Annotated in this window: 29 protein-coding genes; 21 read left to right on the top strand and 8 right to left on the bottom strand. The window is 28.8% G+C overall.

What is annotated here, in order from left to right:
* Nucleotides 1-95: 95 nt before the first annotated feature.
* Complete coding sequence (dsbI, locus tag ELQ06_RS05610) at nucleotides 96-878, bottom strand: protein-disulfide oxidoreductase DsbI (protein WP_052797751.1); 783 nt, start codon at nucleotides 876-878, stop codon at nucleotides 96-98.
* A 13-nt stretch (nucleotides 879-891) separates the two neighbouring features.
* Nucleotides 892-1,554, bottom strand: coding sequence for a thiol:disulfide interchange protein DsbA/DsbL (locus ELQ06_RS05615; protein ID WP_052797716.1), 663 nt, complete (start codon nucleotides 1,552-1,554; stop codon nucleotides 892-894).
* Nucleotides 1,555-2,182: 628 nt separating this feature from the next.
* On the opposite strand from ELQ06_RS05615, the gene ELQ06_RS05620 reads away from it, so the two are divergent.
* The 6 genes from ELQ06_RS05620 (at nucleotide 2,183) to ELQ06_RS05645 (ending at nucleotide 8,618) form a co-directional block, all read left to right on the top strand.
* Entirely contained in the window at nucleotides 2,183-3,247 is a 1,065-nt protein-coding gene (locus ELQ06_RS05620) for a tyrosine-type recombinase/integrase (protein ID WP_002872858.1), read from the top strand.
* Nucleotides 3,237-5,021, top strand: coding sequence for a bifunctional anthranilate synthase component I family protein/aminotransferase class IV (locus tag ELQ06_RS05625; protein ID WP_052797717.1), 1,785 nt, complete (start codon nucleotides 3,237-3,239; stop codon nucleotides 5,019-5,021). Before ELQ06_RS05620 ends, ELQ06_RS05625 begins: the two co-directional genes overlap by 11 nt.
* Nucleotides 5,018-5,584, top strand: coding sequence for an aminodeoxychorismate/anthranilate synthase component II (locus tag ELQ06_RS05630; RefSeq protein ID WP_002871815.1), 567 nt, complete (start codon nucleotides 5,018-5,020; stop codon nucleotides 5,582-5,584). Before ELQ06_RS05625 ends, ELQ06_RS05630 begins: the two co-directional genes overlap by 4 nt.
* Nucleotides 5,585-5,710: 126 nt before the next feature.
* Entirely contained in the window at nucleotides 5,711-6,139 is a 429-nt protein-coding gene (gene fspA2 / locus ELQ06_RS05635) for a flagellum-secreted nonflagellar protein FspA2 (RefSeq protein WP_052781837.1), read from the top strand.
* Nucleotides 6,140-6,204: 65 nt separating this feature from the next.
* Nucleotides 6,205-7,461, top strand: coding sequence for a UDP-N-acetylglucosamine 1-carboxyvinyltransferase (gene murA / locus ELQ06_RS05640; protein WP_052793854.1), 1,257 nt, complete (start codon nucleotides 6,205-6,207; stop codon nucleotides 7,459-7,461).
* Entirely contained in the window at nucleotides 7,458-8,618 is a 1,161-nt protein-coding gene (locus ELQ06_RS05645) for a molybdopterin molybdotransferase MoeA (protein WP_052793855.1), read from the top strand. Before murA ends, ELQ06_RS05645 begins: the two co-directional genes overlap by 4 nt.
* A 21-nt stretch (nucleotides 8,619-8,639) precedes the next feature.
* Here the strand turns inward: ELQ06_RS05645 and lepB are convergent, their stop codons facing one another.
* Complete coding sequence (gene lepB, locus ELQ06_RS05650) at nucleotides 8,640-9,488, bottom strand: signal peptidase I (RefSeq protein WP_052781840.1); 849 nt, start codon at nucleotides 9,486-9,488, stop codon at nucleotides 8,640-8,642.
* 9 nt (nucleotides 9,489-9,497) lie between these two features.
* Nucleotides 9,498-10,346 (bottom strand): bifunctional methylenetetrahydrofolate dehydrogenase/methenyltetrahydrofolate cyclohydrolase FolD, encoded by an 849-nt coding sequence (gene folD, locus ELQ06_RS05655; protein ID WP_002852542.1) that lies wholly within the window; start codon nucleotides 10,344-10,346, stop codon nucleotides 9,498-9,500.
* Nucleotides 10,347-10,425: 79 nt separating this feature from the next.
* Here folD and ELQ06_RS05660 point away from each other — a divergent pair, with 79 nt between their 5' ends.
* From ELQ06_RS05660 to ELQ06_RS05690, 7 genes are read left to right on the top strand one after another with little or no spacing between them, the layout of a single operon-like run.
* Nucleotides 10,426-10,773, top strand: a complete 348-nt coding sequence (locus tag ELQ06_RS05660; protein WP_002852485.1) for a c-type cytochrome — start codon at nucleotides 10,426-10,428, stop codon at nucleotides 10,771-10,773.
* The gene (gene hemL, locus ELQ06_RS05665) at nucleotides 10,770-12,044 is read left to right on the top strand and encodes a glutamate-1-semialdehyde 2,1-aminomutase (protein ID WP_052797718.1); all 1,275 of its coding nucleotides are present in this window, start codon (nucleotides 10,770-10,772) and stop codon (nucleotides 12,042-12,044) included. Before ELQ06_RS05660 ends, hemL begins: the two co-directional genes overlap by 4 nt.
* Nucleotides 12,041-12,370, top strand: coding sequence for an AtpZ/AtpI family protein (locus ELQ06_RS05670; protein WP_052793857.1), 330 nt, complete (start codon nucleotides 12,041-12,043; stop codon nucleotides 12,368-12,370). The genes hemL and ELQ06_RS05670 overlap by 4 nt, the downstream gene beginning before the upstream one ends.
* Nucleotides 12,370-12,873, top strand: coding sequence for a hypothetical protein (locus ELQ06_RS05675; RefSeq protein WP_052793858.1), 504 nt, complete (start codon nucleotides 12,370-12,372; stop codon nucleotides 12,871-12,873). The genes ELQ06_RS05670 and ELQ06_RS05675 overlap by 1 nt, the downstream gene beginning before the upstream one ends.
* Nucleotides 12,851-14,038, top strand: a complete 1,188-nt coding sequence (locus ELQ06_RS05680) for an MFS transporter (RefSeq protein WP_002899568.1) — start codon at nucleotides 12,851-12,853, stop codon at nucleotides 14,036-14,038. Before ELQ06_RS05675 ends, ELQ06_RS05680 begins: the two co-directional genes overlap by 23 nt.
* Nucleotides 14,031-16,190 (top strand): flagellar hook-length control protein FliK, encoded by a 2,160-nt coding sequence (locus ELQ06_RS05685; RefSeq protein ID WP_052797719.1) that lies wholly within the window; start codon nucleotides 14,031-14,033, stop codon nucleotides 16,188-16,190. Before ELQ06_RS05680 ends, ELQ06_RS05685 begins: the two co-directional genes overlap by 8 nt.
* Complete coding sequence (locus ELQ06_RS05690; RefSeq protein ID WP_052793861.1) at nucleotides 16,187-16,468, top strand: FlhB-like flagellar biosynthesis protein; 282 nt, start codon at nucleotides 16,187-16,189, stop codon at nucleotides 16,466-16,468. Before ELQ06_RS05685 ends, ELQ06_RS05690 begins: the two co-directional genes overlap by 4 nt.
* Here ELQ06_RS05690 and ELQ06_RS05695 read toward each other — a convergent pair.
* Both ELQ06_RS05695 and ELQ06_RS05700 read right to left on the bottom strand, forming a co-directional pair.
* Nucleotides 16,465-17,265 carry a phosphatidylserine decarboxylase gene (locus tag ELQ06_RS05695; RefSeq protein ID WP_052797720.1) on the bottom strand — a complete coding sequence of 267 codons (801 nt, stop codon included), beginning with the start codon at nucleotides 17,263-17,265 and terminating at the stop codon, nucleotides 16,465-16,467. The two genes, ELQ06_RS05690 and ELQ06_RS05695, sit on opposite strands and share 4 nt — an antisense overlap.
* On the bottom strand, nucleotides 17,262-18,386 hold the full coding sequence (locus ELQ06_RS05700) for a metallophosphoesterase (RefSeq protein WP_052797721.1): 1,125 nt from the start codon (nucleotides 18,384-18,386) through the stop codon (nucleotides 17,262-17,264). Before ELQ06_RS05700 ends, ELQ06_RS05695 begins: the two co-directional genes overlap by 4 nt.
* Nucleotides 18,387-18,471: 85 nt before the next feature.
* Between ELQ06_RS05700 and gltX the strand changes: the two genes are divergently transcribed.
* From gltX to ELQ06_RS05715, 3 genes are read left to right on the top strand one after another with little or no spacing between them, the layout of a single operon-like run.
* A complete protein-coding gene (gene gltX, locus ELQ06_RS05705) occupies nucleotides 18,472-19,767 on the top strand; it encodes a glutamate--tRNA ligase (protein WP_052797722.1) in 1,296 nt (431 codons plus the stop codon).
* Nucleotides 19,768-19,769: 2 nt separating this feature from the next.
* Nucleotides 19,770-20,051 carry a YggT family protein gene (locus ELQ06_RS05710; RefSeq protein ID WP_002852501.1) on the top strand — a complete coding sequence of 94 codons (282 nt, stop codon included), beginning with the start codon at nucleotides 19,770-19,772 and terminating at the stop codon, nucleotides 20,049-20,051.
* Complete coding sequence (locus ELQ06_RS05715; protein ID WP_079460078.1) at nucleotides 20,048-21,673, top strand: lytic transglycosylase domain-containing protein; 1,626 nt, start codon at nucleotides 20,048-20,050, stop codon at nucleotides 21,671-21,673. Before ELQ06_RS05710 ends, ELQ06_RS05715 begins: the two co-directional genes overlap by 4 nt.
* Here the strand turns inward: ELQ06_RS05715 and ELQ06_RS05720 are convergent.
* Nucleotides 21,570-22,055, bottom strand: coding sequence for a hypothetical protein (locus tag ELQ06_RS05720; protein ID WP_052797723.1), 486 nt, complete (start codon nucleotides 22,053-22,055; stop codon nucleotides 21,570-21,572). The two genes, ELQ06_RS05715 and ELQ06_RS05720, sit on opposite strands and share 104 nt — an antisense overlap.
* A gap of 95 nt (nucleotides 22,056-22,150) precedes the next feature.
* Between ELQ06_RS05720 and mobB the strand changes: the two genes are divergently transcribed.
* The 5 genes from mobB to ELQ06_RS05745 are packed head-to-tail and all read left to right on the top strand — an operon-like array spanning nucleotide 22,151 to nucleotide 26,517.
* Entirely contained in the window at nucleotides 22,151-22,642 is a 492-nt protein-coding gene (gene mobB, locus ELQ06_RS05725; RefSeq protein ID WP_052797724.1) for a molybdopterin-guanine dinucleotide biosynthesis protein B, read from the top strand.
* Between the two features lies 1 nt (nucleotide 22,643).
* Nucleotides 22,644-23,486: a class 1 fructose-bisphosphatase gene (locus ELQ06_RS05730; protein ID WP_044260904.1), complete on the top strand. Its 843-nt coding sequence runs from the start codon at nucleotides 22,644-22,646 to the stop codon at nucleotides 23,484-23,486.
* Entirely contained in the window at nucleotides 23,479-23,676 is a 198-nt protein-coding gene (locus tag ELQ06_RS05735; protein WP_002856855.1) for a hypothetical protein, read from the top strand. The genes ELQ06_RS05730 and ELQ06_RS05735 overlap by 8 nt, the downstream gene beginning before the upstream one ends.
* Nucleotides 23,677-23,685: 9 nt before the next feature.
* On the top strand, nucleotides 23,686-25,572 hold the full coding sequence (gene metG / locus ELQ06_RS05740; RefSeq protein ID WP_052797725.1) for a methionine--tRNA ligase: 1,887 nt from the start codon (nucleotides 23,686-23,688) through the stop codon (nucleotides 25,570-25,572).
* A 3-nt stretch (nucleotides 25,573-25,575) separates the two neighbouring features.
* Nucleotides 25,576-26,517 carry a hypothetical protein gene (locus ELQ06_RS05745; RefSeq protein ID WP_052779789.1) on the top strand — a complete coding sequence of 314 codons (942 nt, stop codon included), beginning with the start codon at nucleotides 25,576-25,578 and terminating at the stop codon, nucleotides 26,515-26,517.
* On the opposite strand, the gene ELQ06_RS05750 is transcribed toward ELQ06_RS05745, so the two are convergent.
* The gene (locus ELQ06_RS05750; RefSeq protein WP_052797726.1) at nucleotides 26,509-26,961 is read right to left on the bottom strand and encodes a methylated-DNA--[protein]-cysteine S-methyltransferase; all 453 of its coding nucleotides are present in this window, start codon (nucleotides 26,959-26,961) and stop codon (nucleotides 26,509-26,511) included. The genes ELQ06_RS05745 and ELQ06_RS05750 overlap by 9 nt on opposite strands.
* Between the last annotated feature and the right edge of the window lie 11 nt (nucleotides 26,962-26,972).

The following is a 26,972-nucleotide window of genomic DNA, read 5'->3' on the forward strand; positions in this document are numbered from 1 at the left end:
ATCCTTTAAAAATTATTTAAGCCATCATAAAATAGCTTAATAAAATTTTAATAATACACAACAAAAATAATTTGTTGCGTATTTTAAGAGTATCTTTAAATGACTTGATTCAAATGAATTAAACTAGCTATATTTTGATTTGGATTTTTTGGTTCGCCTATAAATTTAAGCACTAAAACCAAAATAACAATCACCAATGCAAAAATTTTAGCATTAGGTTTATTTTTATCTAAAACATAGGCTATAAACATTGCAAAAAGCACAATAAAACAACATAAAAATGCTATAAGACAGCAAATTGCCATATTCATAAACTTTAAACTAGGAATCAAATACCAACCATTGCTATAAAGCCCATTTTCAAAATCAGGTAGAGTTCCTATAAAAAATTTTTGAAAAGCATTGAGATGATTATAAGCATTTTTTGGAACTACAGGGGTATCCATCCCACATTCTCCTGTTGGCAAAAACCAACTAGGAGCCCACTCATGCAAAGGTAAATTAAATGGATAAATAGGAATTTCACGACATCCATCTACACCTGCAAAAGGATTTTCAGAATGAACCACTTCATGAATATGATTTAAAGTTAGACAATGCTCCAAGCCAAGCCAAATTCCATAAAAAGCTAAACTATAAGAAAAAATTTTTATAATATTATTTGCAGGGTTGATTAATGCAATCATACCACCTATAGCTATAACAAGCATATCAAATCTTATATATACACATTGTTCGCAAGGTTCCATAAAAAGATATTCTTGAAATAAAAAATGTGCTATACAAGTAAGCCCTATAGTAACTATAATCAAAATTAACCAAGGCTTGCGCGTATCTTGCCATTTAGAAAGTGAAAAATTTCTGCAATTATCTTTCATTTTTATACAACTCTCATTTTTGCTTGCTAAGTTCTTTAATAATTTCAATCAAAGCCTCTGGAGAGTTGATTGCACTTGGAATGATTTGATATTTTCCATTAAAAACAAAAGCAAGGGTGTCATAATTTTGCGAAATAGGGTTGGCAATTTCGTAACTTTTTAAAAGCTCTGCAGCCTCTGAAGTTTTTAAGAAATTTTCCAAATCAACTTTATTTACATTCATTGCTTTTAAACCGACACTATAAAAAGCTTCAGGATTTTTACCATTTTCCCATCTTTGTTTTTTCTTAAAATATGCATTAAAATAAGCTTCAGCAACTTTATGAGTTAAACTATTTTTATCCGTAAGATCAGTTTTATTTACACCATCCTTAAATGCCGCAAAAGCAAAAATTTCATTAGCTTGCTTTCCATAATCTCCCATAGAACTTACAGGATAAAATTTATAAGTTAAATTAGGTAATTTTTCTTTAACTTTACCCATGGTATTAAATTTGAGATGATCATAACAATGAGTATAGCGATAAGAAAAAATTTCAATCAATGAATTATCAGCGTTAGCAATAGGATTTTTAAGAATTACATATTCTTTACCTTCACTTAATGCACTAGCACTTATGCCTGCTAAAAAAGCACATACAACAATAGATCTTACTAATTTTACTGGAAATTTCATTACCTTCTCCTTGAAATTTGGTTTTGATAAAACTTTTTATTAAGTTTTTATGTAATAATCATTATAAAACTATTAAAATAAAAATATTCTTAAAAATTTTATAACTAAGAATATTTACTTTAACTAAAAATCAAGAATAGGGGATTAAAAAATTTAATACACAAGCTATCATTTTTATATATATCTTGATAATAATATAAAATAATTTAATTTTTAAATATTCTTTATAGTTTTCAAGAAAAGTAAAATATAATTTTAATTTACAAAATAAAATTATCAATTTTTTACATTATATTTTGTGGATAAGTTTATTTCATTCAAAAGGTAAAATCATAAAAGCATGTAAAAATAGTAGCTTAATCTATATCAAAGTAGAATAATCTAGGTGTATATAAAAAAGTTTGAAAATTACAGTTTTCAATATAAAATTATAAATTTTACATATTTTTACCTTTTATCATATCTTTTTATGATTGATATAAGATTTATTTAATAAAAATATTTTAATCTTTTTTCCTCGCATGCAAAAACAAACTTTTTCCCAAAAAAGCTTTTTTTTACTAAGTTAATACTAAAATACCTTTTATAGTTAAAAAGCTAAAAATTTTAGATTTTAGGAAAAGTTTTTATGAAATACCCTTTAGATTGTGAAGAAAATTTTGAAAAATCATTCTTATTTTGGCTGGCAAAATATGTAAAATTTAAACTCAACTCGCTATCTAACAAAGAGTTAAAAAATCCACAAGCTTTAGCAGAAGTTAATTTTGCTCTTACAAAAGGTGTAAAGAACATCGAAGAACTTGACGCTCTAGCAAAAAAAGCAAGAAATGCTGGTTTAAGTGGGGTTAATACTTATTTTAACCCCTTAAAAAAAGTGTTTGAATATTTAATTTTTTACAAGCTTTACTCTTTAAAACAGATTGATGAAGAACTTATTGTAGAAGTTTTAGCAAGCATAACAGGTGCTTTATCAGATGCAAGTAAAAAAAATTACCGTATTGCTGTGATTAATTTTTTTGATTTTTTAGACAAGCAAAACGAAGAAGATGAAAAAGCACATATTTTCGATATCAATCTTAAAAACTGGGCAGGTATAGCAGGTTCTAAAGGGGTGAAATTACCTGAATTTATGAGTGAAGAAGAGCTTAAAAAATTTCTTGATGCTATTGAAAATGCAGATTTTAAAAACAATACCATACGCAATAAACTTATTATTAAAATCATCATTTTTACAGGCATACGGGTAAGCGAAGCTATCAATATCAAAATGGGTGATATTAGCGAAGAAAACGATCTTTATATCATAAGAATAAGAGCTAAAGGCAATAAATATCGTGTTGTAATGATAAAAAAAGAACTTATTTACGATTTGCTTAAAAATGTAAGTATCAATTATATGAGTAAAGACGCCCTACTTTTTGTCAATAAAAAAGGCACTCCACTGACTCAATCTTATGTCAGTCGTATAGTAGAACAGCTTTTATTTCGCGCAGGAATTCGCAAACAAAAAAATGGTGCTCATATGTTGCGTCATACTTTTGCCACCCTGCTTTATAAAAAACAAAAAGATTTAGTTTTAGTTCAAGAAGCTTTAGGGCATGCAAGTTTAAACACTTCAAGAATTTACACTCATTTTGATAATGATAAATTAAAACTTGCCGCACAGGTTGCAAAGGAATTAAGTGACTCTTAAAAACTACGCTGTTTTTGGTAAATATTTTTACTATGATTTAAAACACATTTTAAAAGCCTTTAACCACAAAGAATGTAAAAAATGCTTTAAATTTATAGAAAAATATAAAAATGATTTTTATATTTTAATGCCTGCTGATTATGAGCTATATAGATATTTTCAAGATAAAAATTTCACAAGCAAAAAAGCTTATTTGTCTGTATTTGCTTTTAAAAAAAGAAAAAAACTTCAAAAAGAAGATATTGATGAAGAAAAATTTATTCCTGAATTTATAAATTTTTTAGATCAAGATAATTACAAAGAAAATTTCGTTAAAGTTAAAGAGGCGATCTCCAAAGGAAGAGTTTATCAAATCAACCTCACTCAAAATTTTAAATTTCATAGCAAAATGGATTCTTTTGAACTTTTTAAACTTTTGCTTTCTAGACAAGATACTGAATTTAAAGCTTTTATAAAAGATGAAACAAGAGAAATTTTATCCTTTTCTCCTGAACTTTTCTTCAAAACCAAAAAAAGAAAAATATTTACAAAACCTATGAAAGGCACGATTAAGCGTGATAAAGATCCTATAAAAGATGAAGAAAATAAAACCTTCTTGCAAAATGATACAAAAAATCTAAGTGAAAATGTTATGATTTGTGATCTTTTGCGTAACGATCTTTCAAAAATCATCACAAAAAAAAGTTTAAAAACCAAACTTTTTGAAATTCAAAGTCACCCTACTTTACATCAAATGACTTCAAGCATACAAGGAAAACTTAAAAAAAATATTTCTTTATATCAAATTTTTAAAGCTCTCTTTCCTTGCGGTTCTATTACAGGTGCTCCAAAGCTTGAAAGCATTAAATTTATTGAAGAATTAGAACAAAGAGATCGTGGTATTTATTGCGGAACTATAGGTTTAATACACAAAAATAAAAATAAATTTAGCGTAGCCATACGCACCTTAGAAAAACAAGATGAAATTTATACTTATAGCACCGGTAGTGGCTTGGTTTGGGACTCAAAATTCAAAGATGAATTTGAAGAATTAAAACTTAAAAGCGCAATCTTAAATCCTTGTGATTTTCATCTTTTTGAAACCATGTATTTTAAAAATTCTCAAATTTTATTTTTAAAAGAACATTTATTAAGGCTTATAAATTCAGCTCTTAAATTTAATTTTAATACTCACAAGCTCTTTAAAGATTTTTATAATATTTTAAACCAAAAAAGTTCTTATAAAGAATATCAAAATTTTACACTTTTTAAACTCGATGAAAAAATTTTCCACAAAAAACATTCTTTATTTTATAATTTTCCCCTACCCTTTAAAAATCCACATAAAGAAGGAATTTTAAAGCTTATTTTATACAAAGACGGAAGATACGATTTTCAACAAAGTGCCTTAAAACAAAATTCAAACGATATTTTGCTTTTAAGTGATGATAAAATTAACTCAAAAAGTGACAATCTCTATCACAAAAGCTCTTTACGTACTTGTTATAATCAACACTCATACAAATGGCAACAAAACTTGTGTTATGACATAGCTTTTTTTAACGAAAAAGATGAACTTTGCGAAGGCTCAAGAACCAATCTCATCTTAGAAAAAAACGCTCAATTTTATACTCCACAAATTCAAAGTGGTATGTTAAATGGCGTATATAGAAATTTCTTAGTCAATCTTGGTTTGATAAAAGAAAAAGCATTATTTAAACAAGATTTATTTGAAGCAGAAAATATTTATTGCATTAATTCCGTGCGTGGTTTAAAAAAGGTAAAATTACAATGAAGAAAATTTTATTTATAGATAATTATGATTCTTTTAGTTATACCATCATCTATTATCTTAAAGAACTTGGTTTTGAATGTAAAGTGATAAAAAATGATGCCTTTAAAAAAGCTAAAGAATTAGAAAAATTTGATTTCACTCATCTTATCATCTCTCCTGGGCCTCATTCTCCTAAGGAATCTAAATTAAGCTTAAAAGCAATCAAATATTTTAAAAAAAATAAAAAAATTTTAGGTATATGTTTAGGACATCAGTGTATAGCTGAAATTTTTGGCGGTAGGGTTTCTAAAATGCAAAATCCCATGCATGGTAAAATTTCTAAACTTTATTTTAAAAAAGATCCTATTTTTAAAGGTATTAAAAAAGAAATTGAAATTTGTTTATATCATTCTTTACATATTAGCTCTATGCCTAAAAAATGCAAAATTTTAGCTCATAATTCAGAAAATATTATTATGGCAATTAAACATAAAAAATATCCTATTTATGGATTGCAATTTCACCCTGAAGCGGTTTTAACTCAAAAAGGTAAAAAAATACTTAAAAACTTTATGAAACTTTAGTCTTTTTTGCATTTAAAATATAAATATGAAAATCTAAAATAAAATATCCTTAAAATAATTATCATTAATATAAATTTATAAATAAAAAAACCGATAACAATATAAATTAATTTAAAAAGATTTAAGATGAAAATAGATACTTTGACAACAAATTTTAGCAATTATCAAACACAAATAAACAAAAACAATGATTTAGCAAGTAATGTTCATAGTGACAATGTGGTTAAAATTCAAATTTCAGATGAAGCAAGAAGTTTAAGTCAAGCAAATTCAAAAAATGAAAAAGAATATGAAATCAAAGTAAGTCAAGAAAAAATAGAAAACCACAAAGACCAAAATTCCATTCAAAGTAGCAAAGGTGGCGTAAATCCCACATTAGAGGCTTTAATAGCAAAATTAGCCGAAATTTTAGCTAAAATTGCAGAACTTACTCAAAAAATGACAAACGCTAACGAACAAATGAAAACGACATTTCAAAAACAAATTGATGTGCTAAAATCTCAAGCAGATGTAATTCAAGCTCAAATTCAAGAACTCCAAAGCCAACAAGCTTGATTATATTTTTTCAAAAGTTTAAGAATGCTATAATAGTGCATTTTTAAACTTTTTCAAGGAAAAATATGACTTATCTAGAAATCGAAGGCACAAATCATCTAAGCGGAAATGTTGCAATAAGCGGGGCAAAAAATGCCGCCCTACCCTTGATCGTTTCAAGCATACTTGCTAAAAATGAAGCAAAAATCAACAATATTCCTAATGTTGCTGATATAAAAACTCTTATATCTTTGCTAGAAAATTTAGGAGCTAAAGTCAATTTTCAAAATAATAGTGCTTTATTAAACACAAACACCCTTAATCAAACTATAGCCAAATATGACATTGTACGCAAAATGCGTGCTTCCATACTTACCCTAGGGCCTTTACTTGCTCGTTTTGGGCATTGTGAAGTATCTTTGCCTGGTGGATGTGCCATAGGACAAAGACCTATTGATTTACATCTTTTAGCCTTGGAAAAAATGGGGGCAAATATACAAATCAAACAAGGCTATGTCGTAGCTAGTGGAAATTTAAAAGGCAATGAAATTCTTTTTGATAAAATCACGGTTACAGGTAGCGAAAACATCATCATGGCAGCAGCTTTAGCTAAAGGTAAAACCAAACTCTTAAATGTTGCAAAAGAACCCGAAGTTGTTCAACTTTGCGAAGTTTTAAAAGACGCAGGACTTGAAATCAAAGGCATAGGTACAGACGAGCTTGAAATTTATGGCAGCGATGGAGAACTTTTAGAATTTAAAGAATTTAGTGTTATACCTGATAGAATTGAGGCAGGAACTTATCTTTGTGCTGGGGCTATTACAAATTCTAAAATTACTTTAAATAAAGTTAATGCCACTCATCTTAGTGCAGTTTTAGCAAAACTTCATCAAATGGGTTTTGAAACCCTGATTGCAGAAGATAGCATCACTCTACTTCCTGCTAAAGAAATTAAACCTGTAGAAATCATGACAAGCGAATATCCAGGCTTTCCAACCGATATGCAAGCGCAGTTTATGGCATTAGCTTTAAAAGCTAATGGAACTAGTATTATCGATGAAAGACTATTTGAAAATCGTTTCATGCATGTAAGTGAACTTTTAAGAATGGGTGCAGATATTAAACTAAATGGTCATATTGCTACTATAGTAGGCGGAAAAGAACTTAACGCTGCTGATGTCATGGCTACAGATTTGCGTGCTTCTTCAGCCCTTATCTTAGCAGCTCTTGCAGCTAAAGGCACAAGCAAAGTCCATAGAATTTACCATCTTGATAGGGGTTATGAAAATTTGGAAGAAAAATTTAAAGGTTTAGGTGTGAAAATCACAAGGCTTGAAGAATGAAAAATATCTTTGAAACCTTAAAAGACTTAGAAAATCAAATTTCATGCTTAGATGAAAGTGAGCTTATTAGCCTTGAAAAAGCAAAGGATAGAATTTTAGCTAAAGATTTATACGCTACAAAAAATCTACCCAGTTTTGACAATGCTGCTCTTGATGGCTATGCTTTTAATTATGCTGATGTCAATGAGGCTTTGGAGATTAAAGGGACTATTTTCACAGGAGATAAAAATTTTTATACAATTGCTAAAAATGAATGCTATAAAATTATGACAGGGGCTAAAATGCCCAAAAATGCTGATACTATCTTAATGCTAGAAGATGAGTATATAGAAGAAAATAAACTCATCATTAAAAAAGCCCCTAAACAATACAATGCCTATCGCTACAAAGGCGAAGAATTAAAAAAAGGCGAACTTTTGCTTCAAAAAGGCACTAAACTTAATGATAAACATATCGCCCTACTTGCTTCTCAAGGGCTTTATAAAATAGAAGTCATAAGAAAAATTCGCATAGGAATTTTTTCAAGCGGAAATGAACTTAAAGAACCTTGGCAAGAATGCGATGAAGAAAGTATTTATAATGCCAATGCTTTGCCTTTACTAACCATGCTTCAAAATGCTTCTTATTTAGGTATTATCAAAGATGATTTTAAAAGCACTAAAGAGGCTTTAGAAAATACAAATTTTGATCTTTTAATCACTTCAGGAGGTGCAAGTGTTGGTGAGGCTGATTTTATGGAAAAAGCTTTAGATGAATTAGGCTTTACTCCGCTTTTTAAAGGACTAAAAGCACGCCCTGCAAGACCTACTAAGCTTTATAGAAAAGGTGAAAATTTCGTATTGATTTTACCAGGAAATCCTATGGCAGCTTATCTTTCTTGTTTTATTTTTGCTAAAAAAATTGTTGCTTTATTAAGCGGAAATTTAGAAAATACTTTAAAATTTCATGCTACAATGGGTATAGATTTAAAGCTTAAAAGTGGAAGAAACAATCTCATCTTAGGAAATTTAGAAAAAGGTATTTTTACACCATTTAACGAAAACAAATTTGGCTCTGGTATGATACTTCCACTTGTTAAAAGTGAGTTTTTGCTTATAAGCGAAGAAAATACAAGTGAATTAAAAAAAGGTGATGAAATCACGCTTTTAAAAATATAATGTTTGTGTTTTTCACAAACATTAGCTTAATTTATCCTCATCATCATGATCATGGATATATTGCTCATCATTTTCCAAGGTATCAACAAAACGCCCTATCCTTTCCCAGCGAACATTTTTATCTTTATCCCAAGAGAAATATATAAACCAAGGTTTACCTACTATCAACCTATAAGGAACAGAACCCCAAAAACGACTATCATAAGAATAATCACGATTATCACCCATCATGAAATACTCATTTTCAGGCACATCAAAAACATAAGCATTTCCACCACTAAAACCTATATGATTTCCAAGTTCTTTAATATAAGTTGGAGACATAGCAAAATCACCTATGCTAAGAAAGCGTAAAATATCACTTTCTATATCTTTTTTTGGATCATAATGAATACCTTTTTGTTTATAAGGTTCTTTTACATAAATTTGCCCTCCAAGAGTAACAAGATCATTCGGATAATGTTCTCTCATAAAATCATCACCCTCATGCATTCTTACATAAAGTGTTTTATTTGCATAAACTATCCTATCTCCTCCTATACCTACACAACGCTTTACAAAGTGTTCTTTTTCATTTCTAGGATTTCTAAAAACAACTATATCTCCTCTTTGTGGCCCTTGTGCTTTTATCAAATGCCCATCTTTATTGAAATCTGGCAAAACAGGAATTTCCAACCAAGGAATATGAGGAGTTGGGATACCATAACTAAATTTTTTAACAAATAAAAAATCCCCCACCAACAAGGTGTTTTTCATAGAACCAGAAGGAATAACAAAAGCTTGTATAAAGAAAAAAATCACCAAAAGAACAATAACTACAGTTCCAGTCCAAGACTGTGAAAATTTATATAATTTCTTTAAAATTTCCATAGATTTTCCTTAATTAAGTCTATTTTTAGCAGATTTAACTGTGTTTTCTAAAAGCATAGCTATAGTCATAGGACCTACTCCACCTGGAACAGGAGTTATATAACTAGATTTTTTAGATACCTCTTCAAAATCCACGTCTCCAACTATCTTTCCACTTTCAAGACGATTAATTCCAACATCAACAACAATCACTCCTTCTTTTACCATATCTGATCGAAGTAAATTCACACAACCTGCTGCTACTATAATCAAATCAGCTTGCCTAGTATAAAGGCTCAAATCTTTGGTTTTGATATGACAAACGCTTACTGTAGCTCCAGCATTTAAAAGCATAGTAGCCATAGGACGACCTACTATATTTGAAGCACCTATGATAACAGCGTCTTTTCCTTCTAAATCAATTTCATAAGCCTTCAAAAGCTTCATAACTCCAAGTGGAGTACAAGGCAAAAACCCACTTTCTAAGCCTAAATTTAAATATCCTACATTAATAGGATGAAAGCCATCAACATCTTTACTACTTATAATACTTTCAAGTATTAAATCTTTACAAATATGATCAGGTAAGGGAAGCTGAACCAAAATTCCATGAACACTATCATCGTGATTTAAGGTATTAATCAATGCCAAAAGTTCATTTTGTGTAGTATTTTCATTAAGATGATAAACTAAAGATTTAATTCCACATTCTTCACAGGCTTTAGCCTTAGATTTTACATAAGTTTGACTTGCAGGATTATCTCCAACTAAGATAACAGCTAAACAGCTTTCAATCCCTTTGCTTTTCAAAAATTGATTTTTTTCTTTTAATTCTTCTTTGATTTTTGCGCTTAAAGCTTTACCATCAAGCAAAGTCATTATTTTCCTTCTATAAATTTAATCACTTTTTTAAAGTAAAAATTGTATCATATTAAAACTTCATTAACAAGGTGAAACTTTGAAAATTGTTTTAATGTTTTTTTTATTTAGTATCAGTCTTTTTGGTGCTGATTTTATCACTCTTAAAGAATACTCTAAAATGCTTTATGAAAATCCAAGGGGCATTAGTTGTAAAGAATGTCATGGAGCAGATGGAAGCGAACAAATTTTAGGATATTATATGAAAAATGGTATTAAAACAGCTTATAAAGTTCCAAGTATACAAAATCTTAGTTTTGAGAATTTTAAAAATTCTCTTAATCAGAGTAAAGACGCAAAATCAATCATGCCAAATTACTCTTTAACAAATGATGAAATTGTAACTTTATATAATTACATCAAGCAATTTAGCAAGGAAGAAAAATGACAAACAAAAAAGCTTTTAAAGAAGCGTGTAAATTCATCGCAGGCGGTGTAAATTCTCCAGTTCGTGCTTTTGCAAATGTTCAAAGTGAGCCAAAATTTATTTCTCATGGAAAAGGTGCTTATATTTTCGATATAGATGGAAATTCTTATATAGACTATGTTCAAAGCTGGGGGCCTTTACTTTTTGGACATTGCGATAAAGATATACAAAAAGCTTGTCAAAAAGCACTTCATAAAGGTTCAAGTTTTGGAGCTCCAACTTTATTAGAAACTGAACTTGCCAAGCTTGTTTTATCTGATTTTCCTCATTTAGAAAAGATCCGCTTTGTAAGCAGTGGAACAGAAGCAACCATGAGTGCTATTCGTCTTGCCCGTGGTTTTACTAAAAAAGACAAAATTTTAAAATTTGAAGGATGTTATCACGGGCATTCTGATTCATTATTAGTGAGTGCAGGAAGTGGTGCTGCTACTTTTAACTCTCCTAGTTCTTTGGGTGTTTTAGAAGATATAGCTAAACACACTTTAGTAGCAAAATATAATGATATAAACAGCGTTAAAGAGCTTTTTGAAAAAAATAAAGATATTGCATGTGTTATCATTGAGCCTATTGCTGGAAATATGGGGTTAGTTCCAGCTAAACAAGATTTTTTAGAAGAACTTGCTAAGATCTGTAAAAAAAATCAAACTCTGCTGATTTTTGATGAAGTAATGAGTGGATATAGAGCATCTTACCTTGGTTCCTATGGAATCAATCATATTCAAGCAGATATAATTACTTTTGGTAAGGTAATAGGAGGTGGTCTACCTGCAGCAGCATTTGCTTCTAGAGCTGAAATTATGGATATTTTAAGTCCTTTGGGTGGAGTTTATCAAGCAGGAACTTTAAGTGGAAATCCTTTGGCAATGGCTGCAGGTATAGCAAGTCTTACAAAAGCCAAAAAGAAAACCAAGCTTTATGACAAACTTGGAAAATTAGCAAAAAAACTTACCCAAGGAATGAAAAAATTAGCAGATGAAAAAGGACTTCCGCTACAAGCTTGTCATGTAGGTTCTATGTTTGGATACTTTTTCACCAAAGATCCTGTATCAAACTACCAAGATGCATTAAAATCTAATCTAGCATTATTTTCAAAATTTCATAAAAATATGCTTGAAAATGGAATTTATTTAGCGCCTTCTCAATTTGAAACAGGTTTTATATGTTCAAAAATGGATGATAAAATTATAGATACAACATTAGAAGCTGTTAGAGAAAGCTTTAAAAGAATATGAGCAATATTTTAAAAGAAGAAAAAAATCACTTAGAAAATTCCAACGGCAAAAGACAAAAAATTATTCGCAAAACTCTTGAAGCTGCGGATGGTTTAAGTCTTGGCATCTCTATGGTTGTTGCTGTATTTATAGGTGTGGGAATAGGATATTTGCTTAAAAAATTTACTCCTTATCCTTGGCTTTTTTGGCTTGGAGTTTTTTGGGGGATCAGTGCTGCTATACTTAATGTTTACAAAGCTTATAAAGTTCAAGTAAAAAGCTATGAAGAATTCAGAGAAAGAGATGAGTTGATCAAAGAAAAAATTCAAAAAGAAAAGAACAAATAATGGAACACAAAAAAGCTCTATTTTATATTTTTTCCATTATTCATTTATTTTTTTGGATCATATTTTCATCGTTAAATCATTTTAAATTAGATACATTTTTAAGCTATGAAATAGCTTTTTTTAGTGTTTTATTGATTATTTTTGCTTCTTATTTAAATTATAAAAAAGTCATTATAAAAAAATCAAAAAATTATGAAAAAGATTTTAATTTCATTTCATCACTTTTTATCAAAAAAAAACAAAATTTATCAAAAATTATTCATTTTAAAGTTCTAAAAGACGATTTAAAGCCAAATGTTAAAGAGAAAATCCATTTTTTTGCTATGTTTTTTACTCTCTTTAAATTGATGGCTTATGTAGTATTGGTTGCTGGATTTTTATTTTTACATCGCCAAGATAAATTAAATATCTTTGCTTATATTTGTGGAATTTCATCCTTGCTAGTTTGTGTGTTTATTTTTATTTTATATATAAAAAAGTATGAGTCCAAAAAAAATTATTAAATCAATGACGGCACTTTTTGCTGGTATGGCATTTTTATTTGCAGGTAATGCCTTGATAGTAAGCTCTATAGGTGTTATATTAAAAGAAAACGGAGAAAGTTCTTTAGCTGTTGGAGTAGTAAGTTCTTGTTTTTTTGTAGGCGCTCTTATTGGAACCATCAGTGCTCATAAAATTATTTCTCGTATAGGTCATATACGCTCTTTTGGGCTATTTGGTGCTATTTTTGGAATTTCAGCTATGCTTCATACAGTAAGCGAAAATCTTATTTTTTGGGCTGTTTTAAGATTTTCCATAGGAATTTGCTACTATGGACTTTTAATGGTCATAGAATCATGGCTTAATGAAAAAAGCAAAAATGCCATTCGATCTAGAATTTTAGGTTTTTATGAAATTGTTTTTTATCTTGCGTTTGGTATTGGAGTTTTAATCATAGCGTTAAATTTAAGCAAACATAGTGTATTTATCCTCAGTGCAACTTTAATTTTACTTTCATCTTTACCTTTAAATCTAATTAAAATCAAAGAACCTGTTTTACCCGCATCAAGTCCTATTTCTATACCTAAAATTTTTGATATAGCTCCTTTAGCTATCGTCACAAGCTTTATAGCCGGAATGCTTATAAATGGCTTTTTTTCTATGGCATCTTTATTTATACTTTTGCAAGGTTTTGATACAAAAGCGGTTTCTTATTTTATATTTTGTGGGGTTTTAGGTGGTTTTATTGCACAAACCATCATAGGAACTATTTCAGACAAACTTGGTCGCAAATTTGCCATTATCACTTGTGCAAGTATAGGATTTATCACTATGCTTATATTTATCTTTTTTAAACTTCATTTATATATGCAATATTTTTTAGGAATTACTCTTGGTATAGGAATATTTTGCTTATATGCTTTAGCACTTGCTAGAGCAAATGATGTTTTAGTAAGCAAAAATAAAGGTGTAGAGTTAGGTCGCGGTGTTCTTTTTTGCTATTCTTTAGGCTCTTTGTTTGGCCCTTTAATTTTAGGTTTTTTAATGCAATATTTTGAAATCAAAGGTTTTATATGGTTTTATATAGTTTCTTTAGCATTTTTAATTCTTTTTGCTATCAATAAACCAAATATTTTAAATAAAAAATTTAAGAAAAAGCCTGGAAATATGGTGATATTTGATGATTAATACTCAACTAGCAAGTCAAATTGCCAATACGCAAAAAAATGATTTAAAAGTAGATAACTCTGCTTCAAAAGATAAAACAAATTTAAAAGACAATCCAAAAGAAGCACTTGCACAAGCTTTAAAGCAAAATTTAGGTTTAAGCAAGGACGCTAGTAGTGAAGAAATACTAGCAAAATTTGTTCAAAATGAAACAGGTGCCAAATTAAAAGAACTTGTTAATAAACTTTTAGATCAAATCAATGCTCAAAAAAATCCCGATTCCCCCGTACTTAAACAAGGAAAAAATTTAAATTTAGCTCCTAATTTTGCTAATGAATTAAAAACTTTAAGCACAGAACTTGCAAAAAGCGATACTTTTACGCAAGTTTTAGATAGATTAAATCAAATTTTAAAACCTGCCAGTGAAATAAAAAACAATAACTTAGCTCCTTTGTTTAAAAATTCAGGCGTATTTTTAGAAGCTAAATTAAAAGATGCCCTAAACGAAGAATTACTACCCAAAAGTTTTCACTCTCTTTTAAGTACAATCAAAGGTCTTAGTAGCGAAAAACTAAGCGTTCAGATAGCCCAGCTTGCAAATACAAATTTAAGCCCAAAAGACACTTTAAAAGAATTAAAAAATATTATTAATTCTAGCAAAAATGAAAATAAGCAAATTTTAAATCAAAGTTCTTTTAAAGCACTTTTGAATTTAAGTTCTAAATTGGAAAATTTTAAAAATTATATAAGTAAAAATCCCAGTCATGCTCAAGAAAAAATCACCCCTATAGCTAATAAAATTTTAAAAGAATTAAATTCCATCAAAAATGATTTTTTCAAAGCTCTTAATAAGCCAGAAAATTTAATGATAAAAGATCCAAACATCCTTAAGCAAACTGCTACCGCCTTTGAAAAACTTGAAAATACTTTAAAAAATATACTAGGCAATCAAGCTTTTAAAATACAAGATAAAGAAAATATTTTAGAAAATCTTTTAAGTAACATAGAAAATATCAAGGAAGAAAAACTTAATCATAATACAAAAAACCAAGATGAAGAAAAACATATAAAAGCATCAAAAGAAGATGAAAATTTAGATTCTGGTATAAAAACCCATGAAGAAGATACCCAAGATACAAAAAATGATATTCAAAATAATGAAACAGAAAATAAGCTAGACAATGATATAAAAAATTCTACTCCAAACCAAGAAAAAACTAAAGATGAAAAACAAGAAAAATCAAAAGAAAATATCAAAGAAAATCCAAAATTTTATGAAACAAAAACAGAAAACAAAACTTCAATCAATACAAATACCAACACTTCAAATCCTAACACAAACAATACGCAAAATTTAAATAATACTCAAAATATTCAATCTAACAATAACCAAACTATGCAAAATATTTTTAAAAATCAGGAATTTATAAAACAAAATATTGTAAAAAATTTAGCATTTAATGTAGAGAATTTAGATCTAGAGCAAGTGCAAGATTTAAGTAAAAATTTAAGCAATCTTTCTCGCAGACTTAATGAAAGCTTGAAAGAACTTGAACCTTATGCTCAAAATGCCAAACTTAATCAAGCAGAACTTAAAAATCTCGAACACAAACTCAATCTTTCTACCAAAGATCTAGCGCAAATTAAACCAAAAACAGAACAAGATATAGCTGAATCTTTACACCATGATGTAAAATCAACACTTTTGCAAATTTCAAATTTAGCTAAAAATGAAGGCAATGAAGCTATATATAATCAAGCTAATCGTCTTTTAGCGCAAATTGAAATCAATCAGCTTATGTCTTTAGCCAATGATTCTATCAATACTTATCTGCCTTTTTCTTGGGATGATTTAAATGATTCTAAAATTATGTTTAGACGCGGAAAAAAGGATAAATTTTTTGCTCAGATTAAACTCGAATTTGCAAAACTTGGGGATTTAGAAATTCTTATTTCTTTAAATAATGAAAAATATATAGATATTAATATCATGGCAGAAAACATTGAATTTAGAAAAACCATCTATGAAAATGCCCATGAACTTAAAAGAAATATCAATAAAGCAGGACTTTTGAGTGCAAATTTCTTTGTAGGTGATATCATAAGAAGTAAATTTGATACTAGAAATATGAAAAATTTAGATCTTGAGATGGGTATGGATAAAAAAGTATGAGCAAAATCAAAAGATCGATTAAAAAAGCTGTAGCTCTAGGTTATCAAAGAGAAAAAAACTCCGCCCCAAAAGTGCTTGCAAGTGGCAAAGGCGAAAGTGCTGCTAAAATTATTTCTTTAGCCAAAGAACACGGAGTTCCTATTAAAGAAGATGAAGATTTAATAGAAATTTTAAGCAAGCTTGACTTAGGTGATGAAATTCCACCTAATATGTATAAAGCTGTAGCTGAAGTTTTTGCCTTTATCTATCAAATGGCAAATAAAACTCCTAAAAACTAATCCGCTATTTTTTCTCCAAATTTAACACTCTGCCCTACTTTTAAATTAAAAGTTAAAAGCCCTTTTTGAGAGATTAAAACTATAGTAGAACCTAGTTCAAAATTTCCTAGTTCTTCGCCTTTTTTTAAATTTAAATTTTCATATTTTCTAGTAAAATTATGAGAAATTTTAGCATTGGTTTGTATGCTTGTATCAAAATTAAAACGCATTTTTCCTACATTTTGCGCCCCCACAAAAACAAGCCAAAAAATGCCTTTTTTATTTTGACATTTCAAACTTACTCTTTCATTTTTTACATATAAATTACTAATGCGTTCTAAATGCTTTTCATTTACACTATAAAGCACTCCACTTGTGTAAGTTGCACTTAAAATTTGCATATCACAAGGGCTGTGATAACGATGATAATCTCTTGGAGAAAGATAAATATTGACATAATCAAGCCCATTTTTAAGTTCATCTTTTTCAAAGCTATCTTTTAAAAGCTCCTCAACGCTATAAGCATGTCCTTTTATAGAAAAAGCAAAATGTTCTTCATTTGCTAAAAAAGTACTTCCACACTCTAAAATTTTACCATCACTTGGACTGATAAAACCTTTTTCAAATTTTCTTGGAATTTGCAAAGTTCTTGTAAAAAGAGCATTTAAACTCTCGTATTCACAAGGAGCTTTAAATTCACTCATATTGATATTAAAATACTTAACATAATTTTCATTAATAATTTTTTGTATCATTTTAGGAAATTTAATCCCAGCTACAAAACCAAAAAGTCTCGAACTTTCTTTTGAAAAACTCATTTTTTTCCTTTTAAATTTAAAATTACTATTTCACTCGGAGCAAAAACTCTAAGACTTGGCCCCCAAAATCCTGCTCCACTACTCACATAAAGCTTAGTTTTTTCTCCTAAATCATAAAGCCCATGAACAAAACCTTGCTGAAGTTTAACTAAAAACATAAAAGGGAAAATTTGCCCTCCATGTGTATGCCCACTTAAAACAAGATCAAAATCACTCAAATCATAAAGCAAAGCTGTTTTAGGTTGATGTGTGAGTAAAATACTAGCTTTACTTGTATTTAAATCCACTTTTATTCTTGCTAAATCAGGAGCATATAAACCCCTATCAAGTCCGGCTAAATCTCCAAGTCCAGCAATATTTATAAAACCCAAATCTAAATTTTGATTGACTAAAATTTTCATATTAGTATGTTTTCTAAGTAAATCCAAAACTTCATTGATACCATGATAATACTCATGATTTCCCAAAGCATAAAAAGTTCCGTAAGTGGAGTTAAAATCATTAAGTTTTGAGATGTAATTTTTTAAATCTTTAGGATTAGTATCAATCAGATCCCCTGCTATTACAATCATATCAGGACTTTGCAAATTTACTTTAGTGATGAGCTTGTCTAAAAAATTTTCATGCAAATTTTTACCCAAATGTATATCAGTAAGCATGACAATTTTTAAATCTTTTTTAAGATTTGGTATTTCAACATCAACACTCTTTACTTCAGGTGTTTTTAGAGCATTATTTATACTTGCATAAATTAAAAACACACTTAAAACTATAAGAGAAAGTTCAAAAATCAAACGCAAAATAAGATTATATGTTTTATCTCTTTTACCCATAAGAACTAAAATCAATTTAACAAAATCCCAAGCTAAAGTCATAAAAAACAAACAATAAGTCGGCGCATAAAACATGGCTAAAATTTCATACCAAGTATCACTTAAATATTCATCTCTACGAAATATTAAAAACACAGCTTGAGCTAAAAAAAGCACAATAAAAATAAAGGAAAAAATTTTATAAAAATACTTAAAAAGAGTAATTTTCTTGATTAATCTTTTATAAATATAAACATTTGCTAAGCCAAAAATCAATAACACAATGAAAGAAAAAATTAAAAATATCATAAAAGTATTATAACCAAGTAAAATTAAATATCCGTATAAATTTTTCTGTTATAATAAGTTTTTAAATAATTTTAAAGGCTATAAGATGTACCGTTTTGCACCTTCTCCCACAGGTGATATGCACATAGGAAATTTACGTGCAGCAATTTTTAATTATATCTGTGCAAGACAAAAAAATATGGATTTTATCTTACGTATTGAAGATACTGATAAGGCTAGAAATATAGCAGGAAAAGAAGAAGAAATCAAAGAAATTTTAAATCTTTTTGGTATTTCATGGCAGCATTACTATATACAAAGTGAAAATTTAAAATTCCATCGCCAAATGGCTTTAAAACTTGCAAGTGAAAAAAAAGCTTTTGCTTGTTTTTGTACCGAAGAAGAACTTGAAGCAAAAAAAGAGTTAGCTAAAAAACAAGGTAAAGCTTATCGCTACGATGGCACTTGTGAAAAACTAGCCGATATTGATGTTTTAGAATGTGAAAAACCCTTTGTTATCCGTCTTAAAAAACCTACTCATACTATGAAATTCACTGATTTTATCAAAGGCGAGCTTAGTTTCGAGCCTGAAAACATAGACTCTTTTGTCATCATGAGAACAGATAAAACTCCAACTTATAATTTTGCTTGTGCGGTTGATGATATGCTTGAAAATGTTACTTGTATTATACGCGGAGAAGATCATGTTTCAAACACTCCAAAACAAGAACATATCCGCGCAAGCTTAGGTTATAATAAAGCTATGACTTATGCACACTTGCCTATCATTTTAAACGAAGAAGGTGTTAAAATGAGTAAAAGAGAAGCACATTCTTCTGTAAAATGGCTACTTGAAAGTGGAATTTTACCTAGTGCAATCGCGAATTATCTTATCATGCTAGGCAATAAAACTCCTTGTGAAATTTTTACCTTAGAAGAGGCTATAAAATGGTTTGATATTTCTAAAGTTTCAAAAGCTCCAGCAAGATTTGATCTTAAAAAACTTTTGCAAATCAATCGCGAACATATCAAAATGATAAAAGATGATGAGCTTAATAAAATTTTAGATTTAAATAAAGATCTTGCACAACTTGCTAAATTTTACACTCAAGAAGCAAGCACCATAAAAGAACTTAAAGAAAAAATGCAAGCTATTTTTAGCACAAAAGATTTTGGCGAGTTTGAAACAGAATATAAGATTTTAAAAGAACTCTTAAAAGATATTGAACTTTTTGAAAATTATGAAGATTTTAAAAATGAACTTTTAAGCAAAAGTGGCTTAAAAGGTAAAAAATTTTTCATGCCTTTAAGGATAATTTTAACAGGAAATATCCACGGACCTGAGCTTAGTGATCTTTATCCTTATATTAAAAATTTTATTCACGAATTGGCAAGGATTTAATTATGGTTATAGACTCTTTTATTATTTCTATTTTTCAAGTACTTCAAATTGTCATTAACATTTATACTTGGATTATTATCATCACAGCACTTTTAAGCTGGGTAAACCCTGATCCTTATAATCCCATAGTGCAAATTTTATATAAATTAAGTTATCCTGCTTACGCCTTAGTTAGAAAAATTCCAACACGCATTGGTAATATTGATCTTGCACCTTTGATTATAGTCTTAGCATTGCAGTTTCTTGGCATTTTTCTTGGGAATATCTTAAGGAGTATATTGTGATAAAAAAAATACTCGTTTTTTTATTTATTTTTTCAAGTTTAAATGCTACACAATATAGCATAGAAAAACTCAAAAAGGAAGAAAATTCACTTGCTAAGGATTATTATATTTATAGGCTTTTAGAAAAAAATAAAATCAGTAAAAAAGATGCACAGGATTTAAATTCTCATATTTTTCGCTATATAGGAAAAATTAAATCCGAACTTGAAAAAATCATCCCTTTAAAGCCTTATATCAACCCAAAATATGCTAAATGCTATACCTATACAGCAAATACTATCTTAGATGCAAATTTAACTTGTCAAAGTGTGCGCTTAAATTCATTAGTTTTTATAGCGAGTTTAAATTCCAAAGACCGAACTACTTTAGCTCAAACCTTTAAAAATCAAAGACCTGATTTGACAAATTTATTGCTAGCTTTTAATACTTCTGATCCTATGAGCTATATAGTACAAAAAGAAGATATTAATGGTTTTTTTAAACTTTATAATTATTCTAAAAAATACGACTTAGATTTAAATACAAGTTTAGTCAATAAACTACCAAACCACATTGGTTTTAAAGATTTTGCGCAAAATATTATTATTAAAAAAGAAAATCCAAAATTTAGACATTCTATGCTAGAAATAAATCCTGAAAATGTAAGTGAAGATTCTGCTTTCTATTTAGGAGTCAATGCCTTAACTTATGATAAAATAGAACTTGCTTATGACTTTTTTAAAAAGGCGGCTCAAAGTTTTAAATCGCAAAGCAATAAAGACAATGCTATATTTTGGATGTGGTTGATTAAAAAAAATGAAGAAGATTTAAAAACTTTATCGCAAAGTTCTTCTTTAAATATTTATAGTCTTTACGCAAAAGAACTTACTAACACACCTTTTCCAAAGATAGAAAGCCTTAATCCAAGCAAGAAAAAAAATAATTTTAATATGCAAGATCCTTTTGCTTGGCAAAAAATAAACAAACAAATTCGCGATGCTAACGCAAGTCAACTAGATATCTTGGCAAAAGAATTTGACACACAAGAAACCTTGCCTATTTATGCTTACATATTAGAACGCAAAAATAATTTTAAAAAACATTATTTTATAATGCCTTATTATGACAATATAAAAGACTATAACAAAACAAGACAAGCTTTAATTTTGGCTATTGCCAGACAAGAAAGTCGTTTTATTCCAACTGCTATTTCAGTTTCTTATGCTTTAGGCATGATGCAATTTATGCCATTTTTGGCCAATCACATAGGGGAAAAAGAATTAAAAATTCCAAATTTCGATCAAGATTTTATGTTTAAACCTGAAATAGCATATTACTTTGGAAACTATCATCTAAATTACCTTGAATCACGTTTAAAATCTCCACTTTTTGTCGCTTATGCTTATAATGGCGGTATAGGATTTACTAACCGTATGCTTGCAAGAAATGATATGTTTAAGACAGGCAAATTTGAACCTTTCTTGTCTATGGAGCTAGTTCCTTATCAAGAAAGCCGAATTTACGGAAAAAAAGTTCTAGCTAATTATATTGTGTATCGACATCTTCTGAACGATAGTATAAAGATTTCGGATATTTTTGAAAATTTAATTCAAAACAAGGCAAATGATCTAAACAAATCTTAACTACAAGCCTAGTCTCTTCCTTGACACTAGGAAGAGATATTTTAAAATAATCAGTATAGTTGTTTTGTATTACATATTTTAAATACTCATCATCCAATTTTTCAATATTGGCTTTTTTATTATTGATAAAAACTTCTAAATTTTGAATTTTTAATGTATTTGGAGTAAAAGATAAAGCTAATACATCATCTTTACTTGTCTTGTCTAGAATTGGGTTTAAATAAGACATAGTTATAATGGCATTAATCTTATCTTGTGTGATTTTGTATTTTTGAGTAAACATTAAAGTTTGAGATTTTAAATTTGTATCCACAATCGCCTGATCTTTTAAAGAACAAGCTCCAAGCAAAAAAGCACCTAAAATTACACTATAAATTTTCATTCTTTTTCCATATTTTTTAGTATTATTGTAGCCTTTTAACCCTATTTTTTGGTTTAAAAAGATATAATTTTGCAAAAAAATTAAGAGTATATTTTATGAAACAACTTATTATAGCTTTTAGCGGGCCTTCAAATTCAGGAAAAACTACACTCATCACCAAAATAGCTGATAATTTTTTGCAACAAAATTTAAAAGTTTTAATCATTAAACACGATCCTGCCGATAAAGCTCAATTTGATTTTAACGGTAAAGATAGTTTTAAATTTTTTAAAAGTGGAGCTGAAGTCATGGTTTTAAGCCCTACAAGAACAACTTTTTTTTCTCATGAAAACAGAGATATTTTAAAAGCTTTAAAATTAAGCCCTGATTTTGACATTTGTTTGGTTGAAGGATTAAAAACTCTTGATTTACCACGCATTAGCGTATTTTGCAAAGAAATTGATGAAAGTTATTTTACTTTTTCAAACGCCATTGCAAGCTATGAAAAAATTTCTCACCCTTATCTTACTTGGCTTGATTTAAACGATATACAAGCTATTTGCCAATACATACTTAAAAATGCTAAAAATTTACAAGGAGAATTATAAAATGCAAGAAGTGATTTCTTATATACAAAAAGCGGTTTTAGAAATTTCTAACGCTTTAAAATTTCCCGATACAAGCTACAGTCAAAATCAAAATTTTACAGGCGATACCCAACTCAAATTTGATGTTTTAAGCGATGAAATCATCACAAAAACCCTAAGTCAATGTTCAAGTATTAAAGCCATCATAAGTGAAGAAAAAGATGAAATTTTAACGCTTAACGAGAGGGCAAATTTTATCGTAGCTTATGATCCTTTAGACGGTTCTAGCTTAATGGATGTTAATTTTGCTATAGGTTCTATTTTTGCTATCTATGAAGAAAAAGCAAGTGCTAAAAATTTAAGAGCTGCACTTTATAGTATGTATGGAGCGCGCTTAGAACTTGTGATTTGCAAAGATCAGCCAAAACTTTATCGCTTAAATGCAAATAATGAATTTATTTTTATAAAAGATCTTAAAATGAATGAAAAAGGCAAGATTAATGCTACAGGCGGAACGCAAAAATTTTGGGAAGAAAAACACGCTAATTTTATCAAAAGTCTTTTTGATGAAGGCTATCGCTTAAGATATTCTGGAGCCATGGTAAGTGATATCAATCAAATTTTATTAAAAGGGGGTGGCATTTTTAGCTATCCTGCAACACAAGATGCGCCTAATGGCAAACTTCGTGCCTTTTTTGAAGTCTTTCCTCTAGCCTTTATCATAGAAAAAGCAGGCGGAAAAACTACAAATGGAAAAAACCGCTCTTTACTTGAACTTGAATTTGATAAAATCCATGCAACAACTCCTTGTTTTTTTGGTTCAGAATATGAAATTTCAAAACTTTTAAAGGCTTACAATGAGTGATATTAGAGATGAATTTGAGCAAGATATGGATAAAAAAAAAGAAATTTTACTTTCATGTCAAAACTCAAAAAATCTAAACTCTTGTTATAATTGCGATGAAATTTTTAACTGCCAAACTAGAAAAAATTATGTTGATGCAGTCTATAACAGTATGTCTAAGGGTAAAACCGAAGGCGGATTTGACTTTTAAAGGAAAAAAATGCGTTATATTACAACACCAATTTATTATGTAAATGATGTACCTCATTTAGGTCATGCCTATACTACCATCATAGCCGATACTTTAGCAAGATTTTATCGTTTGCAAGGACATGAAACAAGATTTCTAACAGGAACAGATGAGCATGGACAAAAAATCGAAGAAGCTGCCAAATTAAGAAATTCCACTCCTCAAGAATACGCTGATAAAATCAGTTTTGAATTTAAAAAATTATGGGATGAATTTGAAATCACCTATGATATTTACGCAAGAACAACTGATACAAGACATATTGAATTTGTTAAAGCTATGTTTTTAAAAATGTGGCAAAAAGGTGATATTTATAAAGATGAATACGAAGGACACTATTGTATTTCTTGTGAAAGCTTTTTTACTCAAAGTCAGCTTATTAACGATTGTTCTTGCCCAGATTGTGGCAAACAAACTAGAATTTTAAAAGAAGAAAGCTATTTTTTCAAACTTTCAAAATATCAAGATAAAATTTTACAATGGTATGAAGAAAAAGATCCCATCTTGCCAAAAAACAAAAAAAACGAACTTATAAATTTTGTCCAAAACGGCCTTAAAGATCTTTCCATTACAAGAACAAGTTTTGATTGGGGGATTAAACTGCCTCAAGAAATTAATGATGATAAACATATTATTTATGTATGGCTTGATGCACTTTTTATCTATGTAAGCTCACTTGACTTTCAAAACAAGGGAGAAAATGCTAAATTTTGGCCTGCGCATGTGCATTTAGTAGGAAAAGATATCTTGCGTTTTCATGCCATTTATTGGCCAGCTTTTTTAATGAGCGTGGATTTGCCTTTGCCAAAATTTATAGGTGCACATGGCTGGTGGACTAAAGAAGGTGAAAAAATGAGCAAATCCAAAGGCAATGTTGTAAAACCTAAAGAAGTAGTTGATGCCTATGGAAGTGAAGCTTTTAGATATTTCTTGCTTAGAGAAGTGCCTTTTGGTAACGATGGGGATTTTAGCGAAAATATGCTGATAAATCGTATCAATGCAGAGCTTAGCAATGAATTTGGAAATTTACTTAATCGCATTATAGGTATGAGTACAAAATATTCTCAAGGAAATATTTCAAAAGAAGGTGTTTTAAAATTTTACAATGCCGAACTAAATCAAGCAAAAGAACACTTAAATTTAGCGGTAGAATTTTTAGAAAACTTACAGTGTAATCGTTATTTAGAAGAACTTTTTAAAGCCTTAAGTGTGGCAAATTTAGCTATTAGTAAATACGAACCTTGGAATTTAATCAAAGAAAACAAACACGAACAAGCTAATGCTTTAGTAGCACTTTGTGCAAATATTTTAGCCAAAACAACTCTTTTACTAAATCCCACTCTACCAAAGTCCTCTAAAAAGGTAGCCTTAGCTTTAAATTTTGAAATTTCGTCTGCAAATTACACAAAAATGATACTTGATAATGAACTTTTAGATTTTAAAGCAAATCCTTGCGAAGCTTTATTTCCAAAAGTAGAAAAAGCTCTTTTAAAACAAGAAATTAAAGAAGAACCTAAAAAAGAAGAAAGTCCTAAAATAAAAATCGATGATTTTGCAAAAATTGAAATCAAAGTTGCTAAGGTACTTGATTGTCAAAATATAGAAGGGAGTGAAAAACTTTTAAAATTTCAACTCGAACTTGACGATAAAGAAATCCGTCAAGTACTCTCAGGCATAGCAAAATACTATAAGGCCAGTGATTTAATCGGTAAACAAGTTTGCGTTATAAGCAATCTTAAAAAAGCTAAAATTTTTGGACATGAAAGCGATGGCATGATACTTTCTGCAAAAAGCGGAGATAAACTTGTTTTAATCACCCCTGAACAACTTGTGCAAAACGGCTCTTTAGTAGGTTAAAATATGCAAATTAGCAATTTAGGCGAACTGTTAAACGCAACACTAATTCATGAAGGTAGTGTTTTAAGCGTGGAAGGTTTTGCCATAAATTTAAACGAACTTAAAACAGGCTTTGCCTTCTTTAATAACGATAAAAAAGAAATTGCCCAAGCTATAGAAAAAGGCGCTTATGCTATAATTACAGAAAATGACATTACTATTGAAGATAAAGAAATTTTTTATTTTAGAGTAGAAAATCTAGAACGAGCTCTTGTAAGATTTTTACGCTTTTTTTGCGAAGATAAAGAATGTGAATTTTTACTTTTTAAATCTTACGAACTAAGTCTTTGCAAGGCTTTTTATTTTAACATTTTAAAAGGAAATATTTTTGCTGATTTTGAAAAACTAATCAAAGCAAAAAAGGGTGAAATTTTTTGCTACTGTGAAGAAAATTACTTAAATAAACTTTGCGCCTATTCTCATAGTCTAAAAGATGCTAATTTTACCTTATTATCGCGATCTAGCTTCTTTTTTACAACTTTGATTTGTGAAAATTTATATTTTAAAAATCTTAATTTGCCTTTTTTTTACGCAAATAGTTTTGCAAAAATTATTTCTTTTTTAAAAGAAAAAAGTCAAAAAATAATATTTGACTTTAATAAGATTGATGATTTTAAAATTTATTTTATTGATGATAAATTTGAAATCACTCCTTTTGGTTCAAGCTCTCAAGCGTTTATTGTAAGCAACAACCAAAATACCTTTGAATTCTGGAAAGAAAAATTTAAAAACATAAAAGACTTTAAAATTGCTTCTAAAAATTCTTTATTTTGCGATTTTTCCTATAATCAGCTTTCAGATTTAAGAAAGTTAAAAAATTTTAAATATTGTTTAATTCTTGAAAATTATGATATTTTTGAACAAGAATTTGAAAACAAAGAAAATCAAACCCCAAGCTTATTTTAAATTCACTCCTTCATTTTCAAGCAAAAATCTTTTTATTTCAAGCCCTCCATTATATCCTCCTATGCCACTGCTTGCAATAACTCTATGACAAGGTATAAAAATAGGAATTTGATTTTTAGAATTTGCATTTCCGACAGCTCTAAAAGCTTTTGGATGATTAATTTTTTCTGCTATATCTTTATAAGTAGCTATTTTGCCATAAGGAATTTCCATTAAAGCCTTATAAACCTTTAATTCAAAATCCGTACCTTGTATCAAAACAGGAATGCTAAATTTTCTAAGCTTATGAGTAAAATATAAATCAAGTTCATATTTTGCTAAGTTAAGCAAACTACAATTTTTTTCTGATCTTTTATTATCACAAAAATCGACTCTAGTTAAAAATTTTCCATCACTATGTAAAGATAGGTAACATAAAGGCATTTTATAATAAACTTTAAACATTTTTTATCCTT

Origin of the sequence: Campylobacter sp. CH246, assembly GCF_004378835.1 — a bacterium.
GTDB lineage: Bacteria > Campylobacterota > Campylobacteria > Campylobacterales > Campylobacteraceae > Campylobacter_D > Campylobacter_D jejuni.